Genomic DNA, 11,020 nt, shown 5'->3' on the forward strand with positions numbered 1-11,020 from the left:
CTGGCGATTTCGTCCTGTATCGATGAACCCTGTCAGCGCCACTGCTCAGGTATGGCATAACTTATTGTGAGGAAAGATCCGTCACGTTCGATTTCTATATCCAGACTGGCTTGGCCGCGCCAGCTTTCCAGCAGCGACCTATCCTGCTGCACATCACCCAGGCGCTGCCCGTTGATGGCGGTAATTACGTCTCCGGCTTTGAGATTTACAGCGTTTAACATGGCATTAGAGCCGTTGTACACATAACCTGAACCACCACTGTCGTCCACTGGGCTAAGGCCATAAGGCGTCAGAGCAGCTGCACCTTCGCTATCCAGTTGTTGTCGGGCATTATCCAGAAACGCTTCCGGTGATGATTCTGCCGACTCTTGGGTCACTTCTGCAACCATTGTGGTCTCCCCATCCTCTTCAAACGTCAAGGATTCGTAACGACCACCACGGCGAATCAGTATGCGCCCGACCTCTACCTCTGCCAACTCGGCATTGCCTGGCAGCAAATCACCCACACGATACCACTCGGTTTCACCGTTGCTGCCGGCCACTATAGCACCTGAGTCTTCCGGGCGCTGCGCCACCGAAACGCCTTCAAGCCTGAGCCTTAAACCGGTTTCAGGAGCAGAGCGCTTAACAGCTGCGGCTACCTCACCCGAGACTTCCGCCCGGCCAAAAAACTCGTAGTTAGCCATGGGATAACTGCCGGAGTTTTCCAACGCTCGAGCTCCGAACGAGCCGACGGCAGGAGCAACCGCAACCGGCTTATCCTGCCAGGCGAAAAGCCAAGTAATGTTCGCAAGGGCCACGCTCAAATAGAGCACCAACCACACGAGCAGTACATTGGCGATCGCTTTTGCAATCCTGTGCTGGGTTTCTGGTGCTGGCATGGAAACCATCAACGCGCCCCCGGCAACAATGGCTGCCTTACACGAAACACAACGTCATCGGGGCTTGCAGAATCTGGCCAAGGCTGGCCGGCGAGATCGATCATGCGCTTATAAATCCGCAACTCCATCATACCGTTCCAAAGGATATTGGCATCTGCAGCAGGACCGGTACCGGCCTGCTCGGCAACCACCAGCACCACGCCACCGTCTGTGGTATCTAGGTTAGCCTGCATGGGTGGGAACTCTGCCTGCCCAGTCTGGTTACCCATGGGCCAGCTCACATTGCCACCGGCCCACCGGCCAAGGCCGTCCGCGCGCACAACACGGTCGTCTGCCCACTCCAGCGCCAAGCGATCTATGCTCACGTCGCCTTCAATCATGGCACCACCACTGCGGCGGATTATCTCTTCAAACTCTGAAACGGCAACATGGCCGCGAGCATTCACTCGCGCGTTCGCTGGCCAACCAAAAGCTAAATCACCCGAAACCGACGACTGCAGGGATTCCACAGAAATTCGCACAGGCTGCTCCAGTGCAGTAACAGATGGCCAACCTAACTGCCACTCAACCCGCACCGGAAAGCCGGCAACAACCACACCTGCTGCGCCATTCCAAACCCTGCCAGACACCTGCTGCACCTGCACTTGAGGCGGCAAGGCAACATGGGGAGAGGCGTGATGCCAAACCCAGCCAGCAGGAACAAAAACAATGAGTGCACCCAGATAAACAAACAGCCCAAGCAACACAAGCAAAAACAACTTGCCGGGGCGAAGAAAAGGTTTTGATTCAGTGTCACTCATTCGGTTGCACACAGACAGTTGACCGGTTGCCGAGTCTAGCAAACGCTCCGGCCAAGTTCATGACAAAAAAACAAAAAACCCCGCGCCAGTGTGAACCAGCACGGGGTTTTTAAAAGCAGATCAGGCCACGCCCGGTATTTTGAGACGTGGTCGGGATCAGCAAGCTATGGCCAGCATTACATCATGCCGCCCATGCCTCCCATTCCACCCATTCCGCCCATATCTGGCATGCCGCCACCCGATGCGCCATCGTCTGGCTCATCCGCAATCATCGCCTCAGTGGTGATGATCAAAGAGGCCACAGAAGCCGCAGCCTGCAGCGCAGAGCGAGTTACCTTGGCCGGATCGAGGATGCCCATCTCCAGCATATCGCCGTACTCTTCGGTAGCAGCGTTATAACCGAAGGAGCCTTTGCCTTCCCGAACCTTGGCAACAACCACAGACGACTCACCACCTGCGTTGGCAACGATCTGGCGCAGAGGCGCTTCCATAGCGCGGCGTAGAATGTTCACGCCCGCTTTTTGCTCTTCGTTGATAGCATCAACGTTGTCCAGCGCAGCAATAGCACGGATCAGGGTTACACCGCCACCAGGCACAATGCCTTCTTCAACCGCAGCACGGGTAGAGTGAAGCGCGTCTTCAACGCGGGCCTTCTTCTCTTTCATTTCCACTTCAGAGCCAGCGCCTACCTTGATGACGGCAACGCCGCCAGCCAGCTTGGCCACACGCTCTTGAAGCTTCTCTTTGTCGTAATCTGAAGTGCTGTCTTCAATCTGCTTACGAACCTGCTCAACGCGGGCTTCGATGTCGGCCTGTGCGCCGGCGCCATCAATGATGGTGGTGTTTTCCTTGGTCAGGTTCACACGCTTAGCCGTACCCAGGTCGTCCAGAGTGGTGTTCTCAAGGCTCAGACCTACTTCTTCAGAAATCACAGTACCGCCAGTCAAAATGGCGATGTCCTGCAGCATTTCTTTGCGGCGATCACCAAAACCAGGCGCCTTAACGGCGGCAGCTTTCACAATGCCACGCATGTTGTTCACAACCAGAGTCGCCAGAGCTTCGCCTTCGATATCTTCGGCGATGATCATCAGCGGCTTGCCAGCTTTGGCAACAGCTTCCAGCACCGGAAGCAGTTCACGGATGTTGGAAATTTTCTTGTCAACCAGAAGTATGTACGGGTCATCAAGTTCAACAGACATGTTGTCTTGATTGTTGATGAAGTACGGAGACAAGAAGCCGCGATCAAACTGCATGCCTTCCACAACGTCTAGCTCGTCTTCCAGGCCACGGCCTTCTTCAACCGTGATTACGCCTTCTTTACCAACTTTTTCCATCGCATCTGCAATCAGCTTGCCGATGGTCTCGTCGCCGTTGGCGGAGATGGTGCCAACCTGAGCGATGTTGCGGTTATCGTCGCAAGGCTTGGCCATTTCGCGAATGGCTTTGACTGCTTCTGCAGTTGCCTTGTCGATGCCGCGCTTCAGATCCATCGGGTTCATGCCGGCAGTGACTGCCTTTACGCCCTCGTTAACGATGGACTGAGCAAGAACGGTCGCAGTTGTTGTGCCGTCACCCGCTGTATCGTTGGCCTGGGAAGCAACTTCCTTCACCATCTGGGCGCCCATATTCTCGAACTTGTCTTTCAGTTCGATTTCTTTGGCAACCGACACACCGTCTTTAGTGATCGATGGAGAGCCGAAAGACTTCTCCAAAACCACGTTACGACCTTTGGGGCCAAGCGTTACTCTAACGGCGTCCGCTAGAATGTTGACGCCTGCAACCATACGTTTACGGGCGCTATCACCGAATTTGACTTCTTTTGCTGACATGTCTTCTATTCCTGTTCGTTAAAACCGAATTCGTGGAATCAATCGAGTTAATGACTGTTCGTGCGAATTGCTTCAGCGATCACTCAAGCACGCCGTAAATATCGCTTTCGCTCATGATAAGCAGCTCTTCACCGTCAACCTTTACAGTGTTGCCGGCATACTGGCCAAATACCACGGTATCACCCGCTTTAACTGCCAACGCACGAGTTTCACCGTTGTCCAGAACGCGACCGTTACCAACGGCAACAACCTCACCCTGTGACGGCTTCTCTTTAGCGTTGCCCGGCAGCACGATGCCACCCGCAGTTTTCTCTTCTTCTTCCTTACGGCGTACTACAACACGATCGTGTAACGGACGAATCTTCATTGCTCGGCGTCTCCAATAGTCAGATAAATGTGGCAATGACATTTGCTGTTGATGGCCAGATTGTTGTTTCAATCTGACAAAATTGCCCGGCTTGTAACCTACTGTTTTCCAGTAGATATCAGCCCGCAGCGAACTTGTGAATCCTATGTGGGGCTGGCGCAGGGGTTTTCAACACCCGCCCCGATAAATTTTTCACTTTTTATCAAGACGTTCGTGGTCGGTTTTTGTTTCATCCCGATACTCCCCTTCGATAATATCGCCGTTGCCACCCCGGTCGAACGGGCGCTGATCGCCAAAGGGATTACTTCGATCACCAAAAGGGTCTTGCCCAAACGGGCTTTGGCCACCACCGGCACGAAAATAAAAGCCACCGCTCTTGCTAGAAGCCACCATTCGCTTCAGCGCCAATGCAGACAGCCAATACCGAGTAAAAGGAATGAGACAAAGAAATCCGATGGTATCGGTAATAAACCCTGGAGTGATCAAAAGCACACCGCCAACCGCCAGAATCAGCCCCTCAGCAACCTCCTTTGCAGGCAGCTCGCCGCTGTTCAAACGCTGATTGGCCTTAAGTAAGGTTGCCATACCTTGCTGGCGCAACAGCCAGGCGCCAAGTACCGCCGTTAGCAGAACAAAGCCAATGGTATTAAACACACCAATCATGCCGCCAACCTGAATAAGTACCGCCATTTCAGCGATCGGCATGATAATGAAAACAAAAAATAATATGGACATCAGGCTCTCACATTTGGGGTTTGGGCATTTCAAGGTCTGGTACACTCGCAGCCTTTCAGATAACACCTTCTAACTAACTTAGGGCAAAACATGAAACTTCAAGATTCCGTAATTGCAATTACCGGCGGCGGCCAAGGTCTGGGCCGAGCTATGGCCGAGTACCTGGCTGCCAAAGGCGCCCGACTGGCCTGATCGACCTAATGCCAGAGAAACTTGAAGAAGCAGCTCAAGCCTGCATAGCGGCGGGCAGCGAAGCGAAAACCTACGTGTGTAATGTCGCCAAAGAAGACGATGTAGAGAAAACCTTTGCAGCCATTATGAAGGACCTCGGCCAGCTGAACGGTCTGGTGAACAATGCTGGAATATTGCGCGACGGCCTCATGGTAAAAGTGAAAGAAGGCCAAGTAGAAAAACGCATGGAACTGTCCCAGTGGCAGGCCGTTATCGACGTTAACCTGACGGGCGTATTCCTGTGTGGCCGCGAAGCCGCCACCCATATGATCAAACATGAAAATAAAGGCGTTATCATCAACGTCGCCTCTATTTCCCGAGCCGGCAACATGGGCCAAAGCAACTACTCCGCTGCCAAAGCCGGAGTATCTGCCCTGGTGCCTGTATGGGCAAAAGAGCTCGCCCGTTATGGCATTCGCTGCATGGGCATAGCACCCGGATTTATAGAAACCGAAATGACCGCCTCCATGAAGCCAGAGGCTTTGGAGAAAATGGCCGCAGGCATTCCCCTCAAACGCATGGGCAAACCAGAAGAAATCGCCTCAACCGCCGCTTTCATCTTTGAAAACGACTACTTATCCGGCCGGATGATTGAGGTAGATGGGGCTTTGCGTCTGTAGTTGACCAAAATACTTTACAAAACTAAAAATAAAACTAATATGTAAAGTAAATTAGCCAAGTCGTTTGTAATATGGACTACCAAGCCCTAGGGCAATCAATATCAACCTTGCGCCAGCAACACGGGGTGTCTCAGCAAAGAATGGCTGAACACCTCGGTATATCCCGCGCGACCATCAATGCGCTTGAAAATGGCCGCTCGGGTGATATTGGCATTAAGAAAGTCATGAAAGTACTGGACTACCTGGGCAAGGAATTAGCCATTCGGGACAAATCACCTTTCCCGACCCTTGAGGAGCTTAGGGATGAGCGATGAATTAGGCGTACACGTCGGCACGCGTAATGCAGGTAAGGTATTTCAGGAAACCAAAGAATTCGTATTCCGTTATTACGAGACAGCCCTCCCCGATCAGTTTGTTTCGCTGACCATGCCTGTTCGCAAGAAGGATTATAACCATCCTCGCCTGCACCCCATATTCGAGATGCATCTGCCCGAAGGCTACCTGCTTTCGATCATAAAGAAGCAGTTTACGAAAATTACTGACACCGACGACTTTGGGCTTTTGAAATTGCTTGCCCCCAATATTCGTGGGCGCGTTGAATATGCCCGTGATAAACAGCTCGATAAGTCACCACTGCACTTGGACACACTTCTGCACTCCGATAACCCGAGCCTGTTCGAAGAATTGGTTTCACGGTTTGCGCTGCGCTCGGCATTGAGTGGCGTGCAGCCTAAGGTACTGGCACAGCTTGAGAACAAAGTGACTCTGCAGCTGGATGACTTCATTGTTAAAGCTTGGGGCCCAGACTACCCAGCCCTTGCACTTAATGAATACTGCTGCATGTTAGCCAGTAAGTATGCGGGGATTCCGGTACCAGAATTCTATCTTTCGGACGACGAATCGTTGTTTATTATGAAAAGGTTCGATCTAAAGGAGGATGGTAGCGCGCTCGGTTTTGAAGATATGTGCGTGCTTCAGGCGAAACAACGAGAAGACAAATACTCGGGAAGCTATGAACGGATCGCAAAAACCATAAAGACCTTTGTAAGCCCTGAAAACAAAAAATCTTCTTTGGAGCAGTTCTTTAAAATACTCGTAATTAGCAACGCGCTGCAAAATGGCGATGCGCACCTAAAAAACTTTGGCCTAATCTACGAGAGCACTGCGTCCATTTGGCTTGCACCAGCTTATGACATTGTCTGCACCACAGCATACATTCATCAGGACATACCGGCGCTAACACTTGCGGGCAGCAAGAGGTGGATCTCTCGCAATCAGCTTGAGCGCTTCGGCATGCAAGCCTGCGAGCTGACAGCATCCAGAGCCGGCGAACTGTACGACGAGTGCCGACAAGCCATGGAAAAGTTATCGTCTTACATCGCAACACGACTTGCTCAGAGCCCAGGCTGCGATCAGTTGATGGTACTTGAACGCCTACAAACGCTTATTGCCAACGAAACCGCCCCATAGCCACTCGGCCATTAACCACTTCCACACCTTCGGCTTCCAGCAGGCTAACCTGCTTCCGATAAATCTCGGAGCCTTCCGGAAACGCGATTTGGCCATTGCTACGGATAACCCGGTACCAGGCACAGAGTGGCCCTTCGGAAGCTTGCCTAGGGCGCGACCTATGTAGCGCGCCTGTCGGCCGAGACCCGCCATTTCGGCCACTTGGCCGTAGCTTGCAACCTTCCCGGGTGGGATAGCGATGACCACCTGCCAGATTTTCTGGTCTTTACTCGGTTCCGTTGGTTGCTCCATAACGCTCACCCACTTGTTGTTTGGCCAACGTCTGAGCCACCACTCCCCGTATGGTCAGGCGCCAGCGCATCCAAGCGCTTGCCTTGGCGAATCAGGAACCAGGCCAGAAGAATGGCGGGGATTCCCATCAGGCCAGCCACAAGGAAGAACTCCGCATAACCAAAGCCTGCGACAACCATGCCCGAGAACCCACCCAGGAACTTTCCGGGCAAGGTCATAAGGGAGCTGAACAGTGCATATTGGGTGGCCGTAAAAGAGGCGCTGGTCATGCTGGAAAGCCACGCAATCAAGGCCACGTTGGCAATACCACCACTTAGGTTATCGGCGCTCACCACCAATGCCAGAGTTGCGAGATTCGGCGGATACTGGGCCAGAAACACAAACAAAAGGTTGGTAGCTGCCGTCATAATGGCGCCCGCCAGCAGGATCTTTCTCGTGCCATAACGCACAACCAGAACACCGCCCGCCAGAGAACCTGCAATGGTCATGAAAAATCCGAAAATCTTGGTGACATCCGCAACCTGGGTTTTACTGAAACCCATAAAATCGAGATAGAAAGGATTGGCCATCACACCCATCGCGATGTCTGAAATGCGATACACCGCCACCATCACCAGAATAACAAACGCCAGCTCTTTATAGCGCCGAAAAAAGTCCAGAAACGGCCCAGCTATAGCGGCATAGAACCAACCGGCAAAGCGAGCTACCCGAGGCCGAGATGAGTGCGCTTCGCAGCTTCCTGCTCAATTTTATGTGCGATATCCTGAGCAGCAGAAAAATGGTTCACCTCAGGCTCTTTCACCACCAGCACGGTTAACGCACCCACACCAACCAGAGCCGCCATCACTTCGTAGGACACCTGCCAGGACCAAAACTCTGCCAGGTACAAAGCGCCCGCGCCCGCAACCAGCAACGCCAACCGATAGCCAAAAATATAGGTTGCGGCCAGCGCAGCTTGCAGCCGCTCTTCAGCAATCTCGATACGATAGGCATCAATGGCCACATCCTGAGTGGCAGAAGAAAACGCCACCAATAGGCCGCACAGCGCCATGGTTTCGGGCACGGCGATGGCGTCCACATGGGCCATCAGGTACAAACCAGTGGCAATACCCACCTGTGCTAGCAGTATCCAGCTCCGGCGCTTACCCAGCAGCCTGTCCAGCACTGGCAGCTTCAGGCGATCCACCACCGGGGCCCAGAACACCTTGATGGAATAGGTTATTCCTAGCCAACTGAAAAACCCGATGGTGGCCGTTTCCACACCCACATCCGCCAAGCGGGCGTTCAGCGTGGAAAAGACCAACAGAAACGGCAACCCGGCGGAAAAACCGAGAAACAGCAAAGCAACCACCTGCCAACGAGTGTAGGTGTAGAGCGTATCCCGAATCAGGTCCAGGCGGGTGCCGGTTGAAATGGTGGAGCCTCCGGTTCAGTCGCGGAAATTATTAAACTGCAGCGGTATTTCCAGCTCGGTCTCACGTAACAATGCCATCGCGGTCTGCAGATCGTCCCGCTTCTTACCGGTTACCCTAACCTTGTCGCCCTGAATGCTGGCCTGTACCTTCAGCTTGGCATCCTTGATCAGCTTCACAACCTTTTTGGCCATGTCGGTTTCAATGCCCTGCCTCAGTTTCAAATGCTGCTTTACCAGCTTGCCGGCTTTGCTGTCGCCATCCTCTTCCAGGGCACGGCTATCGATGTTGCGCTTGGCGAAGGTCATCCGCAGCATATCCATAAGCTGCTCAAGCTGGAATTCCTGAGGGGCACTGATCGTAATGCCCTTTTCATCCAGTTCAACGTCCGCATCCACGTTTTTAAAATCCCAACGGTTGCCAAGATCCCGCTTGGTTTGATCCACCGCGTTGGTCACTTCGTGCATATCAATTTCAGAAACTATGTCAAAAGACGGCATGGTCGTTATTCTCCAGGAGCTGTAGCGAGTATACTCTGTGGTTCAAAATAAGGGCCAAGCATACCAAGCCCAGGAACTCCCCGCATCTGACAATGGACTGGTACAAGCAGGTAACAATGCCAAACCTAGATCTCCCTATCCTTGTAGTAGACGACGCGAAATTCAGCAGTATGGTGGTTGGCCGGACCCTGCGAAATGCCGGGTATCGCGACGTACGTATCGCCAACGACGCGCCGGCGGCGCTCAAACTGATCGAGCAACGCCCGGTGAGTGTGCTGATAGCAGACTGGCTTATGCCTGAAATGGACGGGCTGCAGCTAACAGACCAGGTACGCCAACAGGATGAGCATCTCAACCACTACACCTACGTGATCCTCCTAACTGCCCGGGAAAGCGTAGAAGCCTTGGCGGAAGCGTTCGACCGGGGCGTAGACGATTTCATCTACAAATCCGACATGACCAAGCAGCTAATCCCCAGGATTTTTGCTGCGGACCGCATGGCGGATCGCCAGAACACCCTGCTACGCGCTAATGCCCTGCTCATTGAAAACAACCGAGAGCTGGAATCCAGCAACATCATCGACCTGGAAACCGGGCTTTGCAACAGCCGCTATGGCCGCGACCGCCTTACTAAAATGCTGAGGCACGCAGAATCCCGGGGTGGCTCATCTGCGTATGTGCTGTGCGGTATTCGCAACTGGCAAGACCTGAAGCGCAAACACCCGCCCTCTGTCATGACCGAGCTGGCGGTGGGCATTGCGCGCAGGCTAAGCGCTCTGATTCGCCCCATTGATGTTCTGTGCCGTGTGGGCGACAACCAGTTCGCACTCATTGCCTATTTCCCCAACAGCGACCACTGCACAACAACGGCCTTTCGTAGGGTTTTCGATGGCATTAACCACAAAGCCCTGAAAACCACAGCCGGATATATTTCTGTAGAAGCCGGCATGGCGCTTTGCAAAGCCGACGCCCAACACGGCACGCCGTCCATACAAGACATGGAGCGGGCCTCTGTTCACGGCCTGGTCGATGCCTACGAAACACGGCGGTTTACCGAAACCACGCCAACCATGGGTGCAAGCGCCTGAGTACGACCAACAATTCGTAACACTGAGACACACATCACGCACAGACATTGCAAGGCGAAATGCCTATTCTGAGATTGTGGATTTAAGCAGTATCCCCCATGGCGGAGGATCCGAGTTGTACCTCCGCCGTCAAATGGGAAATCTACCGAATTAACGAATTTTTCAGGCACTTTCGTTTGTTCTCTTTTTAGGCCAGCATATTTGCTGGCCTTTTTGTTTTTTGCACCCAGGCAAACCCTTCGTTTAAAGTCGTTAAGCACAACTTTCGTTATACTCTGGCCACAATATCTAACAACTGTGCTGCCATCATGAAAAATCTTGGAACTGCCTCCATCGCCGCGCTTCGCCAATATGTTCGCGCCGCCGAATCCGCAGGTGCCGACACCTCATCTCTTTTTACACAATCCGGCCTTAACCCAGCCATTCTGGATTCCGACGACGGCCGAATTAACGGTGAGCAGTTTCAGCGCTTCATTTTTTTGCTGTGCAAACTCACCAACAACCCGATACTTGGGCTGGAAACCGGCGATTTCGTGCAGCCAGGTTCTTACAGCGTGCTGGGTTACATCACCATGAGTTGCGCAACCCTGGGGGAAGCCGTCGCCCGCATTGCGCCATTTGAAAAACTGGTGGGCGACATGGGCACAACTGGCCTCACCATGACGCAAGGCTCTATCAAATTGACCTGGCACTGCAACTACGACGACCCCATCGTAAGGCCACAGTTGGTCGATAACGTATTCGCCTCCTGGGTAACCTATGCCCGCTGAGCGGACGATACCGCCGCCTCACCCAC

10 protein-coding genes and 3 pseudogenes are annotated in these 11,020 nt (G+C 53.2%); 5 read left to right on the forward strand and 8 right to left on the reverse strand.

Annotated features, from left to right (window positions below):
• Positions 1 to 32: 32 nt before the first annotated feature.
• The 5 genes from BCA33_RS13080 to BCA33_RS13100 form a co-directional block, all read right to left on the reverse strand.
• Positions 33 to 881 (reverse strand): type II secretion system protein N, encoded by an 849-nt coding sequence (locus tag BCA33_RS13080; protein WP_368087250.1) that lies wholly within the window; start codon positions 879 to 881, stop codon positions 33 to 35.
• Between the two features lie 8 nt (positions 882 to 889).
• A complete protein-coding gene (gene gspN, locus BCA33_RS13085) occupies positions 890 to 1,681 on the reverse strand; it encodes a type II secretion system protein N (RefSeq protein WP_071266506.1) in 792 nt (263 codons plus the stop codon).
• Positions 1,682 to 1,857: 176 nt separating this feature from the next.
• Entirely contained in the window at positions 1,858 to 3,510 is a 1,653-nt protein-coding gene (gene groL, locus BCA33_RS13090) for a chaperonin GroEL (protein WP_071266490.1), read from the reverse strand.
• Between the two features lie 79 nt (positions 3,511 to 3,589).
• Positions 3,590 to 3,877 carry a co-chaperone GroES gene (gene groES / locus BCA33_RS13095; protein ID WP_071266492.1) on the reverse strand — a complete coding sequence of 96 codons (288 nt, stop codon included), beginning with the start codon at positions 3,875 to 3,877 and terminating at the stop codon, positions 3,590 to 3,592.
• Between the two features lie 192 nt (positions 3,878 to 4,069).
• Positions 4,070 to 4,612 carry an FxsA family protein gene (locus BCA33_RS13100; RefSeq protein WP_071266494.1) on the reverse strand — a complete coding sequence of 181 codons (543 nt, stop codon included), beginning with the start codon at positions 4,610 to 4,612 and terminating at the stop codon, positions 4,070 to 4,072.
• 90 nt (positions 4,613 to 4,702) lie between these two features.
• On the opposite strand from BCA33_RS13100, the pseudogene BCA33_RS13105 reads away from it, so the two are divergent.
• From BCA33_RS13105 to BCA33_RS13115, 3 genes and pseudogenes are all read left to right on the forward strand, one after another.
• Positions 4,703 to 5,463 (forward strand): annotated as a pseudogene (locus tag BCA33_RS13105) (SDR family oxidoreductase).
• A gap of 71 nt (positions 5,464 to 5,534) precedes the next feature.
• The gene (locus BCA33_RS13110; protein WP_071266496.1) at positions 5,535 to 5,777 is read left to right on the forward strand and encodes a helix-turn-helix transcriptional regulator; all 243 of its coding nucleotides are present in this window, start codon (positions 5,535 to 5,537) and stop codon (positions 5,775 to 5,777) included.
• Positions 5,767 to 6,933 (forward strand): type II toxin-antitoxin system HipA family toxin, encoded by a 1,167-nt coding sequence (locus tag BCA33_RS13115; RefSeq protein ID WP_071266498.1) that lies wholly within the window; start codon positions 5,767 to 5,769, stop codon positions 6,931 to 6,933. Before BCA33_RS13110 ends, BCA33_RS13115 begins: the two co-directional genes overlap by 11 nt.
• Here the strand turns inward: BCA33_RS13115 and BCA33_RS13120 are convergent.
• The 3 genes and pseudogenes from BCA33_RS13120 to BCA33_RS13130 form a co-directional block, all read right to left on the reverse strand.
• Positions 6,908 to 7,224 (reverse strand): annotated as a pseudogene (locus BCA33_RS13120) (MGMT family protein). The gene BCA33_RS13115 and the pseudogene BCA33_RS13120 overlap by 26 nt on opposite strands.
• Positions 7,225 to 7,229: 5 nt before the next feature.
• Positions 7,230 to 8,575: pseudogene (locus BCA33_RS13125) on the reverse strand (MFS transporter).
• A gap of 78 nt (positions 8,576 to 8,653) precedes the next feature.
• Positions 8,654 to 9,136, reverse strand: coding sequence for a YajQ family cyclic di-GMP-binding protein (locus BCA33_RS13130; protein WP_071266500.1), 483 nt, complete (start codon positions 9,134 to 9,136; stop codon positions 8,654 to 8,656).
• Positions 9,137 to 9,252: 116 nt separating this feature from the next.
• On the opposite strand from BCA33_RS13130, the gene BCA33_RS13135 reads away from it, so the two are divergent.
• Together BCA33_RS13135 and BCA33_RS13140 are read left to right on the forward strand one after the other, a co-directional pair.
• On the forward strand, positions 9,253 to 10,224 hold the full coding sequence (locus BCA33_RS13135; RefSeq protein WP_071266508.1) for a response regulator: 972 nt from the start codon (positions 9,253 to 9,255) through the stop codon (positions 10,222 to 10,224).
• 308 nt (positions 10,225 to 10,532) lie between these two features.
• Entirely contained in the window at positions 10,533 to 10,994 is a 462-nt protein-coding gene (locus BCA33_RS13140; protein ID WP_254774392.1) for an AraC family transcriptional regulator, read from the forward strand.
• The last annotated feature ends 26 nt before the right edge of the window (positions 10,995 to 11,020 follow it).

Origin of the sequence: Marinobacter sp. AC-23 (assembly GCF_001858325.1) — a bacterium.
In the GTDB taxonomy this organism is placed as follows: domain Bacteria; phylum Pseudomonadota; class Gammaproteobacteria; order Pseudomonadales; family Oleiphilaceae; genus Marinobacter.